We start from the raw sequence: 21,565 nt of genomic DNA, 5'->3' as shown, positions 1-21,565 counted from the left end.
AAGCGCCACGACTTAACAAGTCGTGGCGCTTTTGTTTTAGTGGTAACTATAATTGCAATCGCCACATCAATTTTTACTCATACGTGATTTGCTTACGTTCATCGTGAGGTTGTCGATGAAAAGAAAAAAGCGCCCAAGCTGGCTGGTGCTTGAGAGCCTTTTGTAAACTGAATATGTGGATTAGAAGTTGTAACCACCACCAACCATGAATACCCATGGGTCGATATCAACGTCTGTTTTGAACTGTTGACCATTAAACTTATATTTTGCTGTAGTACCAATATCTGCATACCAAACTGATGCGTTCAGGAACCAGTCTTCATTAATCATGTAGTCCATACCAATGTTTGCCGCTAAGCCCCAAGAATCATCAAGAGATAAGTCACTTAAGCCTAGATCTTTCGCTCCTTGGTTTAGTGACTCATCGAAAAATACAGTGTAGTTGATACCCGCACCTACGTAAGGACGGAAATCACTGTTCGCTTGACCAAAGTAGTACTGAACCATAAACGTTGGTGGTAGGTGTTTAGTCTCTGCTATGTCTCCGAGGCCAGTAGCTGAAATGTTATGAGAGAAAGGGCTAGCTGCCAATACTTCAAAACTGATGTTGTCAGTAAACATGTAACCGAAGGTCAAACCAAGTTGAGTATTAGAATCGACACCGAATTTAACTCCAGCTGTATCAAGAACGTCACCGCTGCTGTCGTTTGGAGATACTGTTGCTGCACCTGCACGGATGATGAAATCACCTTCTTTATGAGCAAGAACATTGGTTGACATAAGAGCTGTAATAACCGCAATACCACATACTGTTTTTTTCATTATAATTTCCTTTTGAGGGCTTCATATTATTGGTGAATGAGTAATCATTTCTTATTTTGCGTGCAAGGTAACATAGAATAACCCTACTTTATTGATGGAAATCAATTTGTGAAAAGTTATGATTATTTATGTAAATTTATATCGACCCGATCACTTTATTACTTCATTTTATTGACAGTTTTGTAATGCGACTTTTCCGTGCATCATTTTGTTAATCCAACCCAGTCACTTTGCTCAGATATCTTTGGATCAAAATAGAGCAAGCCAACATCCCGTACGCATCAATTTAGTGCAATCCAACAAGAAATATCCCCTCCTTGTTTAATATTCAATGAGTTACATTTGGCTTAGTGCTTGCAAGTCTATGTTCATAATCATAAATACATTGAGGTTCTGACCATGCAAGACACTCTAACAATCGTTCTGGCCGGCGGTGTTGGCTCTCGGCTTTCTCCCCTCACCGATAACCGCGCAAAACCTGCGGTTCCCTTTGGTGGCAAATATCGAATCATCGATTTCACTCTCGCGAACTGCTTACACTCTGGGCTACGCCAAATTTTGGTGCTGACTCAGTACAAATCACACTCATTGCAAAAACATTTGAGAGATGGTTGGTCGGTGCTTAACCCCGAGCTCGGCGAATACATCACCAATGTTCCCCCACAAATGCGAACCGGTGATAGCTGGTACAGCGGCACTGCCGATGCCATCTATCAAAACTTGTATCTGCTTTCTCGTAGTGAAGCCAAACATGTGGTGGTGTTATCCGGCGACCATATCTATCGCATGGATTACGCGCCAATGCTCAAGCAGCACAAAAAGAACGAGGCTGACCTGACCGTGGCGTGCATGGAGGTTTCGATTGACGAAGCCAAAGAGTTTGGTGTGATGGAAATAGACGAGTCTCTACAAATCAATAACTTTACCGAGAAACCACGTTACCCCGCGTGCGTACCCGGTAGACCAACTCGAAGCATGGCTTCAATGGGGATTTACATCTTTGATAAAGAAGTACTAACACAGGCATTATTGGCAGACGCAGAAGATCCAGACTCAAACCATGATTTTGGCAAAGACATCATTCCTAAGTTAGTCGGCAATAACAGCGTTTACGCGTATAAGTTTGGTGATGAGGAAGGACGTGTGACGCAAGATGCTTACTGGAGAGATGTTGGTACTATCGACTCTTATTACCAATCGAATATGGATCTGTTGAAACCGGCCTCGCCTATCGATTTATACCAACCGGATTGGGCTATTCGCACTTATGAGCCACAACTGCCGCCCGCACGAACCATTGCTTCGGTCGAAGGTAACCAAGGGATATTCATCAACTCGATGATCGCCAATGGTGTTGTGATTGAAGGTGGTTCGGCGCAAAACTCTATCTTCTTCCCAAAAGTGAAAGTCAGCAATGCCGCGATTGTGATTGATAGTATTCTGTTTGAAGATGTTGAGATTGGAAAAAACTGCCACATACAAAACTGCATCATCGATAAGAACGTCAAAGTGCCTGACGGAACCCAGATCGGTGTTGATAGCCTTGCCGACGCCAAACGCTTCCATATATCAAAACAAGGCGTGATTGTGGTGCCCTCTTCTTATCAATTTGAAGAGTAATCTTTGACGTTGGAATAGCTTTTATTTAAACGAGAAAAGGCAGCGAGTTCGCTGTCTTATTATCATTCGAAATAACCTTAACCAAAACCTAAATTCATCCCGCGTTGAAAGAGATTTATAAAACCAGGCTAGAATAAGAATTCGTAAGAATGTTTGATTGAGGCGATAAAGCCTAAGTCCTATAGAAGGCTTAGAGCAATACTTCAAAGATGAGGGATTTTTAAACACGTTTGAAATTCACGAAACATAATATGCGATCAGTTAATCGGACTTTCAAGGGAGTAAGGGGAGATTATTTGATAACACTGAAGTTAATCACACATGTGTACTTTCTCTATTGGTGAATCTATCCGATGTTTGCTACGTTTAAATGACACAGTCATTGGAAAGGTATGATTTATGAAAATAAACGTTCAAACACATCACGTATCAATTAACGACGACTCACGTAAAGACATCGAAGGTAAGTTCGAAAAGATATCAAACCATTTTCCATCACTGATTAGCTGCGACATCATCATTACAAAAGAACACAGCCAACATCAGGTTGAAGTGTTCACCAACTACGAAGGTGTACGTGTAAACGCAAAAGCTACAGATGACGTTATGTATCCAGCTATCGCTTCAGCACTCAAGAAACTTGAAGCAGGCCTAAGTAACCGTAAGGGACAATTGAAAGCCGACCTACACGAGAAGCCAACAAGTACGAAGCCAGAGATTGCTTCAGACATCATCCAAGAGATGAAGTTGGTATAACTCCACAGTAGAAGTTCGCTAATAAACAATAGCAGCGCAAAAGAATTTCAAAGCCAGCACATGTGAACTGACCCCCAATAGTTGGACACCAATTATTGGGGGTCTTTTTATGTCCAAATATAGCCGAGAGCTAAAATGTATCATTGCTAAGCAATATTTAGATGGCACGTCATCTCTCTGCTTAGCAAAACAATATTCAATCTCTTCAAGACAGATACGGTATTGGGCTCAAGTCTTTGCCATCCATGGTACTGATTCATTTTTACCAACTAAGCATGCTGCCTCTGCTCAGACAAAGCGAAAAGCATTGAATTTAATGTGGACGAATGAATGGTCTCTCACGCACACTAGCGCTGTATTAAACCTCTCATCCCCTGGGATACTCTCTGTCTGGCTCAAACGATTTAATGAGCTGGGTATCAAAGGGCTCAAAATGCGCCAGAAAGGAAGACCCTCAATGAAACAGCAACCTCAACGTACCACTAAGCCTGATAATGAAATGACGCTTGAGGAGCTAAAAGAGGAGTTGGTCTACTTACGAACCGAGAATGCCGTTCTAAAAAAGTTGGAAGAGTTGGAGCAGGAAAAAAACCGTCGAACAAAGAAAAAGCGGTCATAGCTCTAACTCTTAAAGGCAAGTACCCACTAAAGCACTTACTGCACACTCTACAGCTGGCAAAAAGTGTCTTTTATTATCAGGCTCAAACGAGCAAGCGCCCAAATAGCTACGAACGTGAGCTGCGGTTGATAAAGTCAATTTATCATGAACATAAGGGTCGATACGGCTACCGCCGTATTCACTTGGAACTAAAAAATCAGGGGGTCGTGCTTAATCACAAAACGGTTCAAAGACTTATGGCTCAGCTGAACCTTAAATCGACAGTCAGGATTAAAAAGTATCGTTCATACCGAGGAGAGTCTGGAACAGCAGCTCCCAACGTGCTTGAAAGAGATTTTAGTGCGACTCAACCCGACGAAAAGTGGGTAACTGATGTCACGGAGTTCAAAGTCAAAGAGCAGAAAGTATACTTGTCTCCCATTGTCGACTTGTTTACTCAGGAAGTGGTTGCTTATAGAGTGGCCCAAAATGCCTGCTTGCCGCTTGTCACGGATATGCTGACGGAGGCTATATCAAAGCTGAAACCCAACTCAAAGCCAATTATACACAGCGATCAAGGTTGGCAATATCGCCATCGACAGTATCAGAAAAAGGTAGCGGAGAGTGGGTTAACGCAAAGCATGTCGAGAAAAGGTAACTGCTTGGATAATGCGGTTGCTGAAAACTTTTTTGCTTTACTCAAAACAGAGATGTATCACAACCAAAGCTTTGAAGATGCAGATGCTCTGATAGAGCAAATTAAAGAATACATCGAGTACTACAATACCAAACGTATAAAAGTGAAACTAAAAGGCCTGACTCCGATAGAATATCGAACTCAGGCCTTGAAAGCCGCTTAACAGAAATGTCCAACTTTACGGGGTCACTTCAATGTTGCTGGCTTTTTCGATCTATACATCAATTTCCTTGATTTTTCCGACCACCGACCTTCGCTTCCTATATTAGAAATAAGCCCAACTCTCTATCGTTTTAACAAACTTATGTCGCTGGCTGCTATAACAATCGCTAGCGGTATTTGATACAGTGATAAGTAGAAATTTAGACAATAAAGGAATGTTTATTATGAAAAAAATCGCGCTAATTCTATTTCTAGCGACTCAACTGATGGCTTGTACAGAAGTGGGCAGTGAAGCTTGGTGTACAGATATGAAAGAAAAGCCGAAAGGCGACTGGACTGCCAATGAAGCCGGTGATTTTGCTAAGCACTGTGTTTTCTAAACACTGTTAAGCGTTAATTAACAACACTTAGTAGCACTGAGTGGAAGACATTTAACGACGAACTGAACACTCCACGCAATACAATAGATCCGAATAAGTGAGTTTGAGGATGGAACACCAACTAGGCAATAACTGGAAGCACATCGAATGGGTATTAACCGATGTTGATGATACGCTCACTTGGCAGGGTTCACTCCCTCCAGAAACATTGATTGCGTTACAAAAGCTAAGAGATAACGGAATTAAAGTGGTCGCAGTAACGGGAGCCTGTGCTGGTTGGTGTGATCATATTGCACAACTATGGCCTGTAGACGCCGTGCTTGGAGAGAACGGCGCCTTCTTATTAGAGAAACAAGATGGTGCATTACAACTCTCATCTGAAACACCGCTAGAACAAGTGCACCATAATCAAGCCAAGCTCAAACAAGAAGTTGAATCGATCTTGCAGAGTTACCCAGACCTATCCCTAACTTTGGATCAATCTTACCGCTTGTGTGAGGTCGCGATTGATATCGGCCAAAACCGTCAGCCTGTTGACCCTGAAATAGTGCAAGCGGTACTCGAAAGAATACATGCTTTAGGCGCACACGCGACAGCAAGTTCGATTCATATCAATGCTTGGTATGGTGAGCACTCGAAGAAAAACGCCGTGCTCCGTTTCCTTTCTAGTAAAGGCCTATCGCTTGAACAAACCCACAAGCAAGCGTGTTATGTCGGCGATTCAATGAATGATCAACAGATGTTCGAATCACTACCGCTCACCGTTGGCGTGGCTAACATTGAGCATTATTGGGATAAGCTAGATCATCATCCAAGCAAGGTGATGTCACAACCGGGTGGTTATGGGTTTGCAGAATTTGTGGATTTACTGCTGACGCTTAAAAGTGAGACAGCGAAAAGCTAACCATCCCCTTCTAAACAAGCTTTCTGTCCATTCAAACAACATAAAAAAACGACCGCTAGGTAGACCGAAGTACCTAGGGTCGTTTGAGCTTCAAAATGCTAGATAAGCTCTTAACTTTCACACAACATATTGTCTATATGAGTTTGTTGCGAATGTGGATCACTACAGCTTCTGCAATGATAACCACAGCAAAAATACTCACCAATACCATCGACACTTTTTGCCACTCGAAAAGGTTCTGCGCATCGTTGAGCACTACGCCAATACCACCAGCGCCCACTAAGCCCAATACCGCAGATTCACGCACGTTGATGTCCCAACGGAACAGTACAATTGAGTAGAATGCGGGCATCACTTGCGGCCAATACCCTTTCAGCAGAATACTCATCCACGAAGCGCCCGTTGCGCGTAAAGCTTCAATAGGCCCCATGTTCACTTCGGCAATGGCTTCCGCTAACAGCTTCCCTACAAAGCCGATACTGCGAATTGCAATTGCCATGATACCTGCGAGAACACCGGGGCCAAATAGTGCGATAAACAGTAATGCCCACACTAGTGAGTTCACTGAACGTGAAGACACAAGGAAGAATTGAGCAACCCAGTTCAACGCTTTATTAGGTGTAATGTTCGGTGCGTTTAACAACGCCAAAGGGATCGCAAACACCAAGGTAAATAAGGTACCTAATGTAGCGATGTGCAGCGTCTCAATCATCGCCGCGTGGATCGACTCGGGATAGAAGCCGTAGTCCATTGGCACCATGCGTTCAAACATGTCCGCAAACTGAGCTGGTGCGTCATATAGGAACTCAGGAATCACTTCCACCGTCTGCCAAGACCACACGATGGCGCATACAAGGCTAAGGTAAACGGCAAATCGAGCCACACGTTCGTTGGGTGTAAAGCGCTGCCACTCTCTATCAATAGATGCAGTTGTCATTAGAAGATTCTCCTAACAATGTTGGAAAGAAATTCACCGACAAGAATCAGCGCGATGATCGTTATCAAAATAGCAGCGACAAAGTCGTAGTCGAAACGTTGGAATGCCGAGAATAACGTCCCACCAAGGCCGCCCGCGCCAACGATACCCACCATAGTTGAGTTACGTAAATTCGAGTCCAACTGGTAGCTAGCGAAGCCAATAAAACGAGTAAACACCTGCGGCATTACCGCATACAGAATCACACTGATGAAGCTAGCGCCGGTCGCTTTAATCGCTTCAACAGGCTTGAAAGAGATCTCTTCAATCGCTTCTGCGAACAGCTTGGCAATAAAACCAATCGATGCGAACACCAAGGTCAGAATCCCAGCCAGGGCACCAAAACCCACCGCTTTCACAAACAAGATTGCGATGATCACTGGATGAAAAGAGCGACACAGTGCGATAAAGCCCCGAATAGGTGTCGATACAATCGAAGGCATCATGTTTCTTGCAGCAAGTAAGCCAAGAAACAGCGAAATGATGATGCCGAAGAAACTCGAAATGATCGCTATCTGTAAGCTCTCTGCTAAGCCGCTTAGCAGTAGATTAGTACGCGAGAAATCTGGCGGAAACATTCTTGATAGTAACCGCTCACTCTCACCAAAACCGATGACCAAACGATCAAAAGTCAGCCCTAACGTCGAGAAACTGTAAAACAGATACGCAACTATCGCAGCGATGATTGCTCGGTTAGTCCATGAGGTTTTGAACGGGTTTTCATGCTTCGCTGGCGACTGGTTTGACGATGCACTTGGCGATGAGCTTGGGGTTAATCCAGCCATGATTCACCCCCATAGATGATTTTTAGATCTTCCTCTGAAATGCCTTCAGGGCTGCCGTCGTAATGTACTTTGCCATTACACATGCCGATGATGCGTTTGGCGTAACGCTTGGCTAAGTTGACATCGTGGATGTTAACCAACACAGGGATGTTCTTCTGCTCGGCGAAAGTTTCCATCAGCTCCATGATCTCAACCGCGGTTTTCGGGTCGAGTGATGACGTTGGTTCATCCGCTAATAAGATATATGGGTCTTGCATGACTGCGCGAGCGATACCGACACGCTGTCTTTGGCCGCCTGACAAACTGTCGGCACGTTGGTTTGCAAAGTCTTGTAGGCCTACAAATTCAAGTAACTCGAACGCTTTTGCTAAGTCTTGTGGAGAATAGTTACGACGCCACGCATTCCAAGCCGTCATGTAACCCAAACGGCCGCTTAACACGTTCTCGATAACCGTTAAACGTTCCACGAGGTTATATTCTTGGAACACCATGCCGATGTGTCGACGTTGTTTACGTAGCGCTTGGCCTTTTAATTGAGTCAGGTCTGCGCCATCAAAAATGATTTCGCCTTGGCTTGGATCATTGAGGCGGTTGATACAGCGCAGAAGCGTACTTTTACCGGTACCAGATGGACCAATGATCGCGATGATGCCTGGCTCATCGATATCAATATTAATGCCTTTAAGGATTGGCTTGCCTGCCACATATTCGTGGAAAAGGTTGTTTATCTTTATTCCTTCATAGCTTGCTACGGCCATACTGCATTTCCTTGTGCGAATTTTAGAATGATCTATGCCCTACCCGCGAGGGCATAGATATTTAGTTGAAGTAGGTGTTTTTAAAGAACTAAGTCTTTCGAGAACTTAGTCTTCTAATAGAAAAAGAATTAGCCGTTGTTTGCTTGTTTCGCTAACTCAGCTGCTTTTTTCTTCGCGCGTTTAGCCGCATCTTTTTCCGCGAGTTTCTTAAGGCCAGCTTTAGTGTAAGCCGTACCTGTCGCGTGGGCGATATCACGAATCACGTCCCACTCTTCTTTGTAGCTGATTGGTGAGAAGCGGTCTGCACCTTTGAATGATGCGCTCATCTCTGGTGTGAAGCGGTAGCTAAAGAAAGCTTCGTTGATCTTCTCAACCAGCTCCGGTTTTAGGTTGTACGCGTAACCAAACGCAGACGTTGGGAAGCGCGGGCTACGGTAGATGATCTTAAGCTCAGAATCATCAACACGACCTGCTGCCACCATACGATCGTACACGTCAGATGCCACAGGTGCTGCATCATAGTCTCCGTTGAATACACCGAGAATCGATTGGTCATGCTTACCTGAGTAAAGCACTTTGTAGTCTTCATCTGGCACTAACCCTTTAGCTGGGAATAACGCACGAGGAGCTAGGTTGCCAGAGTTTGATGATGCAGAAGTGTGTGCAACCTTTTTGCCTTTTAGATCATCCATGGTGTTGATACCACTGTCTTTGCGTACAATGGTAATCAGGTTGTAGCCTTGGAAACCAGACTCATCGCCTTTCACTGCAATTGGAACGTAGCCCGCTAGGTTAACCGCGTAGCCAGTTGGGCCAGTAGAGAAACCAGCTACGTGCAAACGGCCAGAACGCATCGCTTCTACTTGTGCAGAGTTCGAGTGCACCGTGTAGTAAATCACTCGCTTACCCGTGATTTTGCTTAAGTGAGCTTGGAAGTCGGCAAACGCATCTTTGTACAAAGCAGGGTCTTCTACTGGCGTGTAAGTAAACACAAGCGTGCTTGGGTCATTCCACTCATCTGGGTTCTTCGGTGAATCGGCGACCAAATCTTGGTTTTCATCACAGTATCGATCGTCTAACACACCACGACTAGAGCAGTCGCTTGCCATAGCCATTGAAGGAAGTAGTAATGAGCTAGCGATTAACAGTCCTTTAACACTGATTTTCATATTCAAACCTTACTTTTACTTATTGTTGAAAGTCACCTTCACTATTGCAGCCTTTGTGCCATGTTTTTATCCCCTTAAATTCAATAACTTAAATAAAAAACCACATTCAGAAATCTATTTTGAGTCATTCATGTCCAACCCATAAGCTTGCATTTGGGTCATTTCTGTCCCATCAATTTTAGTGGTAAAAAAAGAGCCCGAAGGCTCTTTGGTTCACTGCTTTTTCTCTTATTATTCTTCAATAATCCAGATAATTTAGGCGTCGCTGTCCATGCAGTTTGCGTAGTAAGTTACTGTTGCTGGCCAGTCACTGAATACGCCCATCACACCAACACCTTGCGCCAACACATCGAGCATTTTCATCATGTCGCCATCATTGTTGATGCCATCTTTTACGCTCTTGTAGTACCAACCACCACCTTGAGCGAGTGGGCCTGAACGCTCCAGAGTCCATGCAATAATGTCGAGGTCTGCACCTTTAGCAAGCTTGGCGTAATTAGACGCAACCAGTTCGTTGTTCTCATCTAGATCAACCAGAGCAAACAGAGGCGGCGCAATAATGTTTACACCCGCATCGTGCAGCTCTTTCATGTTCTCAACAGATGCAACAAAGTCCGCTTGCTCGTAAACACGGTCATCAAGATACACGGCCTGTTTGCCGAATTTTGGTGCTGCTTTGATCCAATACTTCACGTCATCCAGGTTGAACGATTGCAAGTAAGTCTCTGAAGGTGCAAAGCCCGCTTCTTTTAGTTCATCCACTAGCTTTTGCGCGTACATCTCTTGGCTAAAGCCATTGAAAGGCATTTCAACCGCTGCCGATTTCAATTCAGGTGTCACCTTTACACCGTGTTCTTTAAACAGTGCCGCACTTTCTGCGTGTGTCATCAGCGTCCCACTCTGGCTGTATAGATCGGTTCTCCAACCTGGAGTACCATTCATGTACTCTTCGACTGTGGTGGCTTTCGGGTTCGCCCCATCCATTTTACCTTTTAACGTCTTAAACTCCGCTAACGTGAAATCGGAAGTACGACACTCAACCTGAGCATCTTCACCTGTCGCAGGGTTCGCAGGTTTAAATGGAACTGAACATTTCTTAGCGAGATCAGGGTGTGCCAAGACATCTGTTGTGGTGTGCAGATCACTTTGCGAGTGACGGCATACCAACGCCTTATCTTTGGTAAAGGTTACATCACACTCGACAACGCCCGCGCCCATCTGAATTGCCGCTAAGTAAGATTCTTTGGTGTGCTCGGGAAACTGCATTGCAGCTCCGCGGTGCCCAATAGAAAAATCACTACGATGAAAAGGCCCTTCGCTACAACTGAGCAGCTTGGTTTTCAAAGGGCTCTCATCCATATTGTTGACTAAAAAGAGGGGACGAGGTCCTAGGTTTGCTGACTCTGTTGCCGCCCATGCTGTCATTGAGCTAACGCCGAGTATCAGAGCAATCGAACCTTTCAGTATTTGCTTCATGTTTGTATCTCCTTGCAACAAGCAATTATTTTTCTAATTTCCTTAATCCGGTCATTTCTACCTTCTGTGAGATGACCTCATGTGGGCAGGTGCCACAATGTAGGGATTGCACGCTTTGTGCCAAATGTTAAAACTCTTTTATTACAATTACTTGAAACAGTTAATCATTCGACTAAATGATAAATGGGTCATTGTTGTCTTGTGCTTTTTCTTCTGCTTTGTCTTTTGGTTTAGGTTTGCTCCTCAAGAACCAAGTTAATGAGTTAGGCTTTAAAACTCTCTTTATCCAACTGATGTTTCTTCATTTTTCGATAAAGCGTTTTTCGCGGTAAGTTCAGCTTATTCGAGACCTCATTGATATTGCCCGCGCTCTCTATCAAGGCTTCGGTTAATACATTTCTCTCGTACTGCTCCATCTGCTTTTCGAAGGCGAAATCTTCCCCAGACACTTCACAAATTGGCGACTGAAGATCGAAACCATCACCAACGATACCCAACACAAAACGATCAGCGACATTACGCAGCTCACGCACGTTACCGGGCCATTCGTGTCGACATAGTTGCTGAATCTGCTCAGGGTAAATCGTTGATGGGCGTGTCTTGTATTTGTGGCTCGCTTGAATCACAAAATGACGGAACAACACCTGAATGTCTTCTTTGCGTTGACGCAATGCGGGAAGGTTTAAGCTAGCAATATTGAGGCGATAGAAGAGATCAGCTCTGAACTCACCTGATTCACTCAGGCTCGCGAGATCGGCTTTACTGGCCGCGACCACAACGATGTCGACGGGTATCAACTCATTACCGCCTACACGCTCAATCATTCGTTCTTGAATCACGCGCAGCAGTTTAATTTGCACCGCAATTGGCATACTTTCTATTTCATCAAGAAACAGAGTGCCGCCATTGGCTTGTTCTATTTTGCCGATACGTTTCTTATTGGCACTGGTAAACGAGCCCGCTTCATGACCAAACAACTCACTTTCGATAATGCTTTCTGTCATGCCGCCACAGTTTATCGCGACAAACGGTTTGGCTTTACGACGGCTGAATTGATGCAGAGCTCGAGCTATTACCTCTTTGCCCGTTCCCGTTTCTCCGTTGATAATGGTGTCGACGCCAGTATGTGCTAAGGCAAGCACTTGCTTACGTATGGTATCCATCGCTTTCGATTGGCCAATAACCACAGACTCAATCGGAAGATCTGAGTCCTGATCGTCGTCTAACGTTGCAGGGCTGTTGTGCTGACACTGTGCCAACGCCAAGTCGAGCTTTTCTACCAACTCACTGGCATTGAGGGGTTTCTCCAGAAAGTCGAACGCACCCAACTTCATCGCCTCTATCGCCATCGGAATATCACCATGCCCGCTCATCAGTAACACCTGAACATTGGCTGCGCGATGTTGGATTGAACTCAACAACGTAAGCCCATCCACTTGTGGCATCCGAACATCACACAACACCACCGACTGACTGTTTGCGTTCAGGGACTTTAGACCAAGGTTTGGGTCGGTAAAGCTAGTGACACGAAAACCCTCGAGCTCCAACATTTCGCTCACGGCTTCAACGACGTCTGTTTCATCGTCGATAAGAACTATGTGTTTTTCTGAAGTCATGAGTCTGTGCCTTTTGGTAGAGTGACGATAAAGGTGGTGCCTTGGTGTTCAACCGATTCCACGTGAATCGAGCCGCCAAAGTCTTTAATTATGTTGAATGCGATAGACAAACCGAGCCCGAGCCCTTTGCCTGTGGTCTTGCGGGTATAAAACGGATCAAACAGGTAAGGAATATCTTCTTCGGGTATCCCTAATCCATTGTCTTTAACTGATATCTGAATGGTGTTCCGGTACTCTTGAGTGGAGATGCCGAGCTGAGGCAGATCTCTATGTTCAACGGCATCCAACGCATTGCTGATCAAATTCACCAGCACCTGCTCTAAGCGAATGCTGTTGACTCGCACCAATTGGTCGCTTTGTGGGGAATACTGAATCAGCACTCTACTCTGCCGCGTTTCAAAGAGATCGATCGCATCACCAATCACCTTATCTAATTCAACGTTATCTATTTTGCCATCGCTCTTGCGCGAGAATGCCTTCAAGTGACGTGTAATCGCAGCCACTTTATCTAGTAAGATCTCGATCTTTTTCAGATTCTCTTCTGCCCTATCTGCCCTTTGTTTACCTAACCACAGTTGCGCGCTTCGAACATGACTGTTCACGGCCGTTAATGGTTGGTTGATCTCGTGAGTAATGCCCACACTTAACTGCCCCAACGCGGCCAGTTTTCCAGCTTGAATAAGCTCGTCTTGAGTAACACGCAGTTTGGCCTCGGCTAAGGTACGTTCTTCCACCTCGGCCTCCAATTTACGGTTGGTTTGCTTGACGACTTTGGCCGTGGTCTGAAATACCTTTAGGTACTTAGCCATTTGCGTCACTTCATCTTTGCCACGAATCGCCACTTCAGTATCTAAGTGGCCAGTCGAAATCGCAAACATGTTGTCTTTAAGCTGTAATAGCCTTTCTAAAATACTCTTGCGCACATAGAACCAAGAGATAGCCGCGGCAGCTAACACACTGAACAGTGAAAGGAAAAGTGATAAACGTTGGTTCGATTGCAAAGAGTGTTGCGCCTGCTGAATCGACTGATCAATATTGCGGTTCACTTGGCTGGTGTTACGTTCAATTTGTACCGTTAACTGATTCAAATGCTCACGGCTGTTTTGTAAGAAATACTGCTCTTGATAGAGATGGTCGAGCGCTTTGTTTTTAAGCCCGTACAAACTGCTATCACTTGAGGCTAGGTTGTAAATTACGGTGAGCTGATGATCCAGTTCTGGAAAGGCACTTCTTAAATCGCCACTGACCCAAAGCTGCCACCACTCTTCTCCAATCTGCTCTAATCGTAAACTGGTGTAATCCAGTTCATTAAAACTGGAGTCGTTATACAGTTTTTCTACCAAGCCTAATTGGTAGTACAACAGGGACTTTAATTGCGTGTATTGAACCTGCTCTTTAGCTGACTCAGGTAGGTTATCAAGTGAATCACTGGCTTGCTGCAATAGCGGGTAAAAGCCTTCGAGTAGATTACGAAGTTCTTGGTTGAGCTGTTCAGATTCAATCTCACTTTGGTACAACAGACTGAGGCTATTGTTAACTTGGGCGATAAGATCTTTAAAATAGGAATGATAATCGGGGAATTGAACCATTACGCTATTCATGACGGAAATGGCGTCTTCAATTTTAAGCATCGCTTGTTTGCGTTCTAAATTCGATTCCGCATCACTGAGCTGAGATGAGGTTGTGATAATCACACGCACCATGTCATTGAGGCGTGCAGCGTTATCTAAAGCGGGGATTTCACTCTCCTTTAGCTCAACAAGACGTTGATTTAAGTCGTCAAAGGTAAAGCTGGAGACAACCGAAAGGAAGATAGTGGTCATTGATAACATAGCCAATGCCAATACCAAGCGCAGCTCAATACCTTTCCAACCAAACCACTTACGACGTGGGATTTTGATCGAAAACGGGCGCTCGAAACTGTCCTTTTCTTCTACAACCTTGGAGACATGACTGCTCACTCGCCCCACCTTCTTCTCATCAAATCGTCAACAGGAACTGCTAATGATTCAATTAGTTATGGCATGAGCCTTACTTAGGCTTACATCGAATAGCTTTAGTAAAACTATTAAATGAAGAGTAATCATTAACATTTCACATAAGATATCATAACAATTATTTTATAAAGCTTGCGTGGTCTGTTTTGCGATAATAGAAAGTGACCGTACCGACAGAAACGTGATTAGTTTATCAATACAAAAAATCGCATAGGCTTTCACCTATGCGATTTCATTGATGTCATGTCAATCTACTGGCCGAGACTTAACGACTTAGAGAATGATCATCCCATCTTGATAAGTCAGTGCTGGCGACACGTCTTGACCAAGTAATACAGGTCCATCTAGGTCGACGATTTCCGATTGCACAGCGATAGGCAGCGCTGCACGCATGGCCAGTGAAGTGCCAAGCATACAGCCCGACATCAAAGTAAAACCGAGCCTTTGCGCTTCTTCGGCAAGTGCTAATGCTTCTGTCAAACCACCGGTTTTATCAAGCTTGATGTTGACCATTTCATACTTGCCCAACAACGAAGACAGTTGGGAACTGGTATGGCAGCTTTCATCAGCACACAGTGGAATTGGATGCTTGATGTGTGCCAGTGAGGCATCATGCTGTTGTGGTAAAGGTTGCTCGATCATCGCGATATCAAACTCAGTCAGCTGATTGAACAGTTCTTCAAGGTTCAGCCCAGTCCATGCTTCATTGGCATCCAGTACAATTTTAACCCCAGGATCCGCTTCTCGGACAGCGCGTACACGCTCTACTACTTGCTCACCATCAAGCTTCACTTTTAGAAGTTTCGCACCGTTCGCCACATAATCTCGAGCTTGTATTGCCATCGCCTCTGGTGTGCCAATCGAGACTGTCATAGCGGTAACAATCTGCTTAGGTAACTCGAACAAGCTATTCGGAAAGATCTGGTCGTTCTGCTGCGCTTGATAATCCCAAAGCGCACAATCGATAGCATTACGCGCAGCTCCTCCGGTCAATGAAGACTGAAGATGATCTCGTAACTCTTCAGGATCGGTCATACCACGCTCAAAGGCCATTTCAAGAGAGCTCGAAGCTTGTTGGATTTGCGCCAACACAGACTCGGATGACTCACCATAACGCGGGTAAGGAGTACACTCGCCTTGAGCTTGTTTACCATTATGTTCAATGTAAACGCGAACAACATGACACTCTGTTCGGCTGCCTCGAGATATGCGAAAAGGCGTTTGCATCGCGATAGTAACTGGTTCTGCTGTAATCTTCATAATTTCACTCGGTTGATGTTCGCTTTAACAAATGGAAACGTAGAAATGATGAAGTCGTTAAAGTGAATGTCGCAAATGATCAGTAATATGTTGTACACCAAATCGCACCGGATCCGTCACGGGCACTTGATAGAGTGTGGTCCATTCTTGGCACAATGTCTCAGCCTCTTCAATGCTAATAGCCGATGTGTTCAGGCAAATACCCACCAACTTCACATCTGGATTTGTCAGTCGTGCCGCCTGCAAGTTAACATCAATCGTCTGTTCAATCGTTGGTAGTTTAGCATGCGGAAGGTTGCGAATATGTGGTCGTCCTACTTCATGACATAGCACCAAAGCATCAGCTTGTGCGCCATGCAATAAACCCAAGCTCACGCCTGCAAAAGAAGGGTTGAACAAGGAACCCTGCCCTTCAATAATGTCCCATTCGTGACCGGTAAAATCGGGGCTGATCGCTTCCACCGCGCCAGAGATAAAATCTGCCACCACAGCATCAATCGAAATACCGCTGCCTTCAATCAAAATACCTGTCTGCCCTGTCGCTTTAAACTGAGCAGATGTTCCCGCTTCTTTAAGCGATTTCTCTATCGCCAGTGCAGAAAACATTTTGCCTACCGAGCAATCGGTTCCGACCGTAAGCAAGCGCTTACCTTGGCGAGGCTTGCCATTACCAACGTTTAGATCACCATCAAAATGGCGTACATCATGAAGGTTAGTCAATCCTCGTTGCTGCATGTCAGCAAGCGGTGAAAATTCGCTCAAGCGCTGGTGCATACCCGACGCAATCTCAAATCCCATTTCTGCAGCGGCTAATATCGTAGGTTGCCATGAGTCAGGAATAACGCCGCCCGGGTTTGCAGTGCCAATCACTAACGTTTTCGCACCTTGAGCTTGTGCCTGTTGCAAGGTCAGACCCATCAAACCAAGAGAAACGGTCTCTTCTGTTAAACGTAATTGGCCGAGGCAGATTTCTGGTCGCCATTGGTGAATACCACGAGCGGTTTTTGCGGCCAATGGGTCAGTAACATCCCCAAGAAAAAGAAGGTAAGGTTGAGCGATAGACATGAGCATTCCTAATTAATAAGTCCTTGTATGGAATTACTTTAATTAAGAAGTTAAAGGCTGCCGAATACCTATTTATCGAGTGCCTATAACCTTAAGTTATAGGGTGAGTATGACTCTTCAATGAAGCGATAAATTGCTTAACGGAAATCGACTGAGGGGTATGTTCTGCACAAAGTATCGATACCGAAAATTGGATGTCTGGTTGAAGCGGCAACACACAGACCGCATCGTCATTTTGATATTGCTCTGCCGTCCACGGATCAACAATCGCAAAACCTGCTTGATGCTTGACCAGCTCCGCCGCAGCGCTGTATCCGCGTACCGATATCGGATGATGATAATGCTCATCTCGCACAATCAAGCTTTGATGCAGCAGCAAACCCAGTGGGTCACGACTATCAAGCCCGATGATTGGCAACGGATAATTGATCAGGTCATCAAGGGTTAATTCTGTAGGTAACCGCTCAACGGTGTTGGATGGAGCCAGAACCTTGAGTGATTCAGTCAATAACGTCTCAGCCAGTATCGCAGGCGGCGCTTCGTCTCCAAATGCGATAGCGATATCGAGCTCATGTTTTAGCAACCCTGAACACAGTTCGTCACGATTTGCAGTCAGCAATTCAAAAGAGAGCTCTTGCTCGCGAGACATCAGGGCGATCACAGGAGTCAGCAATTTGGTCGCTAAAATCGGCGGTGCGCCAATACGCAAATGCTGATGGCCTTGCTTCACTTTGTTAGTCAAAGAACGAAATTGACCCAGTTGTTGGTAGACCTTCTCCGCTTCCGGTAACAAGGTTTTCGCTTCAACCGTTGGCACCAATCGCCCTTTGACACGCTCGAACAAGCCAAACCCCAACTGCTGCTCAGTGTGCGCCAAAATACGCGTCACATTAGGCTGGGACACATGCAAGCTGCGTGCAGCTCCAGATACGGTTCCGGTCTGCATAATGGCGTAAAAGACTTCCAGTTGTCTCAGGTTCAAATTGATGTCCTTTGGTTCACCGAACAGGTTTAGGGCTTGGATTCTGTTGTATTAACTAAACTGTCTATCTATCAACTTAGCTATCTACATGGGTTTATTTTAGTAGCTCAGCTATCGTAGGTTTAAGAACCTCAGCCCAAGCTTGGTAAGCTTTAGCATTCAAATGCAAGTCATCACATGAGTGCTCATTCGACAGAAGCTTGTTAGGTGACAATACTGAATTCACATCTAAGAACGCAATACCTTGTTGAGTGCAGTACTCGCTTATTTTGCGATTGAACTGTTCCACCGAGGGATTCAAGCTTTGCAGTTTAGACCCTACATAAAGCGTTGATTGCACCAAGATGCGAATATCGTTTTCTTGCCACACCTTAAGCATATCAACGTAGTTCTGGTAGATATGCTCGACATCGTAACCTTGGGCTAAATCGTTTATCCCTGCCATAAAACACACCAGCTTTGGCTTCACGTTTAACGTGGTATCAATGCGGCGTAACATGCCGGTTGTGGTATCCCCCGCTAAGCCGCGATTGACCATAGAAACATCACGGAAAATATCCGCCCACGGAGCCCATTCAGTGATCGAATCACCAAACATGACTAAGTCTGCATTCGGAGAAAAATGGCGATGATTATCTGATGTCATGATGTAACGGCTCATGCTGTGGCCTCGCTGCTGAATCTCAGACTGAAGAGCAACCGCCTTGAGGATTTCACTGTCCGGAGTGGTGCTATCGAACTGAGCCAGTAACCCTTCGATGTGAGGCTTAAAAGGACTGAGACGTGTGCTCAATTGATGATGTTCTTTAAGGGAAGATAGCCTCTCTAACAATATGTACAGAGAGCGATTTTGACCAACTTCTTGGAATAACTGATAGAGATCGAGGACAGGGTGTTGTTGTAGCGCGGCAAGTAATTGCTTGTCTTCCATGGTGTTATCTAACCCTTCAATTATCTGGTGATGAACTCAAGATAATATCCGATTGCGTACGGGATAGATAACACTAGAAGCAGAGATTTACTTTTCTTTGATTAGCAAATGATTACGGTTATCACGGCTTTTCTTAATCAGCTCGTTGCTCTCATCCATTTCATCAGATTTAGCAAGGCGATCGTAAAGCAGCACATTCACTGTTGCCGCCAAGTTCATGCAACCTACCGTTGGAACGTACACCACATGATCCGCTCTATCGGCAACATCTTGAGAAATCGAACCATCTTCAGGGCCAAAGATATAGATAGCGTTTTCTGGGTGTTTAAAACGCGGCAGTGGCGTGGCACCTTCTGCTAGTTCTACACACACGATCTTAGTTTCTGGATCAAGATTGTCTAAAAACGACTCAACACCAGTCAACGGGATGGTACGCGCTGCACTCTTGGTATCGGTGTGAAATTTTGCGGCTTTTTCGTAGCGTTGCCCTGTGTATTTAACTTCGTCGACTTGGTAACAACCAGCCGCACGCATAACAGCGCCAACGTTTGTCGGGCTCTTTGGGTTAGTTAAACCAATAGTCACATGGCTTTTGTTCATGAATCTTTCTCACTTAACGAATAGACATAGCAGGGTGCTACAAAGCGTCGCATTCTAACAAAGCAGCGTCGAATTCAAAAGCATCGATACAAACTCACTTTTTCGCTCTTAAGCCTCTAGTTGCAAGGCTTCTCACCCAAAAAATCTAACCGCCATCATGTTTATAAAACAAAATCATTTCTGGATAACAATTCAACAACAAGTCCATTTACATTTTAAAACCACATTAATAATGTGTTGAAAATTGCATGAGACAATCACACAGGAAACGTGACATGACCCTAACCATCAAAAACCGCCTTTATATTCTCTCTTTCATTCCACTGCTGTTGATGGCAATCGGGATGATGAGTGTGACGTATATGAAGAGCACTGAGCTAACCGCACAACAAGTAGAATCGACGCGTAGCAATATGATGGCGATGAAAGAAAAGGAACTCAAAGCGTATCTGCAAATGGCTCAATCTTCTATCAGCCCGTTCTTGGAAAGAGGTGCAACATTAGAAGAGGCCTTGCCAACCTTAAGAACACTCGAGTATGGAGAATCTGGTTATATCTTTGGTTACGACTCTAAAGGTGTGAGAGTGGTAGTCGGACAAAATACGGATGGCATTGGTAAAAACTACTACGACCTGCAAGACAAAAAAGGCAATTACCTCATTCGTGACCTCATCAAGAACTCAAAGCTTGGCGAATTCACCACCTATTACTTTCCTAAACTTGGTCAATCTGAAGCCCTACCAAAACTCAGCTATTCAATATTCATCCCACAATGGGATTTGATGCTTGGTACCGGTTTTTATACTGACGACATTGATGCTGTCATCGCAGAAATGAAAGAGAGTTCGAATGCAGCACTTCAAAGTTCACTGACTGCTATCGCCCTTTTCTGTGGCTTGATCGCCCTAGTGGTTGCCGTGTTCGCAGTAGCAGTTAACCGTACCATCATGAAGCCGCTAGAACAGTTTGACCGTTCAATCAGCGCATTCGCAAGTGGTGAAGCTGACTTAACCGCTCGAATGGAAACCTTCAAAGCACCCGAGTTCACTAAGCTCAGCGAGAACTTCAATGCCTTTGTAGCCAGCCTGCAAACCATCATTCGCAGCGTCAGTGATGTCGGTCAACAAGTCGTAGCCGAGACATCTAGCATGTCTTCTCGCGCCGCTCAGGTCGACAAAATTGCTACAGGACAACGTGAAGAGACAGAACAAGTTGCAACGGCGATGACTGAGATGACCACAACGGCGCAAGAAATCTCTAGCAACGCAAGCCAAGCCGCTGATTCCGCTAAACTTGCAGAGGGCAATGCCAAAGAAGCACAACAGATCGTAAACGCAGCTGCAGATTCGGTTGCAGGCCTAGCGAGCGAAGTTTCAGAAGCCAACACCGTAGTATCACGATTAGAAGGCGATGTGCAGAACATCTCCTCTTCCCTGGCGGTTATCCAAGACATTGCAGAACAAACTAACCTACTTGCATTGAATGCCGCGATTGAAGCTGCTCGTGCAGGTGAACAAGGTCGTGGTTTTGCAGTGGTAGCTGATGAGGTACGTAAACTAGCAAGCCGAACTCAAGAGAGCACAGGCGATATTCACAAGATGATTGAGCAACTAAAAGCTGCTTCAGACGCCGCCGTAAAAGCGATGGATTCAAGCCAAAATCGTAGTACTCAAACCGTGGAAGAAGCAAACGCGGCCGCCACTGCACTGGCGAAAATCCAAGAGTCGATTGATACCATCATGGACATGAATTCACTAATTGCGACAGCAACAGAGCAACAGAACATTGTTGGCCAAGAGATATCTCAACGCATTGTAGTGATTTCAGACCAAAGCTCACAATCGGCGGCACTAGCAAATCAAAACCGCATCGGTAGCCAAAACCTCAACAGTCGTGCAAATGAGCTGTATCATTTAGTGGATCGCTTCACTGTCTAATGTCGAGTAAGTGAACGCTACTCAACGTTCAAAGCTATCATCATTAAAAGTAAACGGGCTTCAGAATATCTATT

General features: G+C 45.0%; 20 protein-coding genes. 7 read left to right on the top strand and 13 right to left on the bottom strand.

Features of this window, described 5'->3' with window-relative positions:
• Positions 1 to 180 precede the first annotated feature (180 nt).
• Complete coding sequence (gene ompW / locus OC193_RS24330) at positions 181 to 822, bottom strand: outer membrane protein OmpW (protein WP_048663771.1); 642 nt, start codon at positions 820 to 822, stop codon at positions 181 to 183.
• A gap of 399 nt (positions 823 to 1,221) precedes the next feature.
• Between ompW and glgC the strand changes: the two genes are divergently transcribed.
• The 6 genes from glgC (at position 1,222) to OC193_RS24300 (ending at position 5,939) form a co-directional block, all read left to right on the top strand.
• Positions 1,222 to 2,442, top strand: coding sequence for a glucose-1-phosphate adenylyltransferase (glgC, locus tag OC193_RS24325; RefSeq protein ID WP_048659023.1), 1,221 nt, complete (start codon positions 1,222 to 1,224; stop codon positions 2,440 to 2,442).
• Between the two features lie 399 nt (positions 2,443 to 2,841).
• On the top strand, positions 2,842 to 3,198 hold the full coding sequence (hpf, locus tag OC193_RS24320) for a ribosome hibernation-promoting factor, HPF/YfiA family (protein WP_048659022.1): 357 nt from the start codon (positions 2,842 to 2,844) through the stop codon (positions 3,196 to 3,198).
• A gap of 109 nt (positions 3,199 to 3,307) precedes the next feature.
• Complete coding sequence (locus OC193_RS24315) at positions 3,308 to 3,817, top strand: helix-turn-helix domain-containing protein (protein ID WP_048662683.1); 510 nt, start codon at positions 3,308 to 3,310, stop codon at positions 3,815 to 3,817.
• On the top strand, positions 3,814 to 4,656 hold the full coding sequence (locus tag OC193_RS24310) for an IS3 family transposase (protein ID WP_123961588.1): 843 nt from the start codon (positions 3,814 to 3,816) through the stop codon (positions 4,654 to 4,656). The genes OC193_RS24315 and OC193_RS24310 overlap by 4 nt, the downstream gene beginning before the upstream one ends.
• Before the next feature lie 223 nt (positions 4,657 to 4,879).
• Positions 4,880 to 5,035 carry a DUF3012 domain-containing protein gene (locus OC193_RS24305; protein ID WP_004732998.1) on the top strand — a complete coding sequence of 52 codons (156 nt, stop codon included), beginning with the start codon at positions 4,880 to 4,882 and terminating at the stop codon, positions 5,033 to 5,035.
• Positions 5,036 to 5,144: 109 nt separating this feature from the next.
• Positions 5,145 to 5,939, top strand: coding sequence for an HAD-IIB family hydrolase (locus tag OC193_RS24300; RefSeq protein WP_048663772.1), 795 nt, complete (start codon positions 5,145 to 5,147; stop codon positions 5,937 to 5,939).
• A gap of 133 nt (positions 5,940 to 6,072) precedes the next feature.
• On the opposite strand, the gene phnE (OC193_RS24295) is transcribed toward OC193_RS24300, so the two are convergent.
• From phnE (OC193_RS24295) to OC193_RS24240, 12 genes are all read right to left on the bottom strand, one after another.
• Positions 6,073 to 6,876, bottom strand: a complete 804-nt coding sequence (gene phnE / locus OC193_RS24295; RefSeq protein WP_048663773.1) for a phosphonate ABC transporter, permease protein PhnE — start codon at positions 6,874 to 6,876, stop codon at positions 6,073 to 6,075.
• On the bottom strand, positions 6,876 to 7,700 hold the full coding sequence (gene phnE / locus OC193_RS24290; protein ID WP_048663775.1) for a phosphonate ABC transporter, permease protein PhnE: 825 nt from the start codon (positions 7,698 to 7,700) through the stop codon (positions 6,876 to 6,878). Before phnE (OC193_RS24290) ends, phnE (OC193_RS24295) begins: the two co-directional genes overlap by 1 nt.
• Positions 7,688 to 8,458, bottom strand: coding sequence for a phosphonate ABC transporter ATP-binding protein (phnC, locus tag OC193_RS24285; protein WP_048663776.1), 771 nt, complete (start codon positions 8,456 to 8,458; stop codon positions 7,688 to 7,690). The genes phnE (OC193_RS24290) and phnC overlap by 13 nt, the downstream gene beginning before the upstream one ends.
• 128 nt (positions 8,459 to 8,586) lie before the next feature.
• Complete coding sequence (gene phnD, locus OC193_RS24280; RefSeq protein ID WP_048663777.1) at positions 8,587 to 9,627, bottom strand: phosphate/phosphite/phosphonate ABC transporter substrate-binding protein; 1,041 nt, start codon at positions 9,625 to 9,627, stop codon at positions 8,587 to 8,589.
• A 255-nt stretch (positions 9,628 to 9,882) separates the two neighbouring features.
• The gene (locus OC193_RS24275; RefSeq protein WP_048663778.1) at positions 9,883 to 11,103 is read right to left on the bottom strand and encodes a glycerophosphodiester phosphodiesterase family protein; all 1,221 of its coding nucleotides are present in this window, start codon (positions 11,101 to 11,103) and stop codon (positions 9,883 to 9,885) included.
• Between the two features lie 263 nt (positions 11,104 to 11,366).
• The gene (locus OC193_RS24270) at positions 11,367 to 12,719 is read right to left on the bottom strand and encodes a sigma-54-dependent transcriptional regulator (RefSeq protein WP_048663779.1); all 1,353 of its coding nucleotides are present in this window, start codon (positions 12,717 to 12,719) and stop codon (positions 11,367 to 11,369) included.
• Entirely contained in the window at positions 12,716 to 14,689 is a 1,974-nt protein-coding gene (locus OC193_RS24265) for an ATP-binding protein (protein WP_048663780.1), read from the bottom strand. The genes OC193_RS24270 and OC193_RS24265 overlap by 4 nt, the downstream gene beginning before the upstream one ends.
• A 300-nt stretch (positions 14,690 to 14,989) precedes the next feature.
• The gene (gene dgcA / locus OC193_RS24260; RefSeq protein ID WP_048663781.1) at positions 14,990 to 15,976 is read right to left on the bottom strand and encodes an N-acetyl-D-Glu racemase DgcA; all 987 of its coding nucleotides are present in this window, start codon (positions 15,974 to 15,976) and stop codon (positions 14,990 to 14,992) included.
• A gap of 57 nt (positions 15,977 to 16,033) precedes the next feature.
• Positions 16,034 to 17,041, bottom strand: coding sequence for an N-acetyltransferase DgcN (gene dgcN / locus OC193_RS24255; RefSeq protein WP_048663782.1), 1,008 nt, complete (start codon positions 17,039 to 17,041; stop codon positions 16,034 to 16,036).
• 91 nt (positions 17,042 to 17,132) lie between these two features.
• Positions 17,133 to 18,023: a LysR family transcriptional regulator gene (locus OC193_RS24250; RefSeq protein WP_048663783.1), complete on the bottom strand. Its 891-nt coding sequence runs from the start codon at positions 18,021 to 18,023 to the stop codon at positions 17,133 to 17,135.
• Between the two features lie 94 nt (positions 18,024 to 18,117).
• On the bottom strand, positions 18,118 to 18,954 hold the full coding sequence (locus tag OC193_RS24245; protein WP_048663784.1) for an SGNH/GDSL hydrolase family protein: 837 nt from the start codon (positions 18,952 to 18,954) through the stop codon (positions 18,118 to 18,120).
• Positions 18,955 to 19,041: 87 nt separating this feature from the next.
• Positions 19,042 to 19,554: an RNA methyltransferase gene (locus OC193_RS24240; RefSeq protein WP_017061674.1), complete on the bottom strand. Its 513-nt coding sequence runs from the start codon at positions 19,552 to 19,554 to the stop codon at positions 19,042 to 19,044.
• Positions 19,555 to 19,829: 275 nt separating this feature from the next.
• Here OC193_RS24240 and OC193_RS24235 point away from each other — a divergent pair, with 275 nt between their 5' ends.
• Entirely contained in the window at positions 19,830 to 21,491 is a 1,662-nt protein-coding gene (locus OC193_RS24235) for a methyl-accepting chemotaxis protein (RefSeq protein ID WP_048663785.1), read from the top strand.
• Positions 21,492 to 21,565 lie beyond the last annotated feature (74 nt).

The sequence above is a fragment of the Vibrio crassostreae genome, assembly GCF_024347415.1.
In the GTDB taxonomy this organism is placed as follows: domain Bacteria; phylum Pseudomonadota; class Gammaproteobacteria; order Enterobacterales; family Vibrionaceae; genus Vibrio; species Vibrio crassostreae.
The sequence above is the reverse complement of the archived record's forward strand: the minus strand, read 5'-3'. Positions and strand labels throughout refer to the sequence as shown.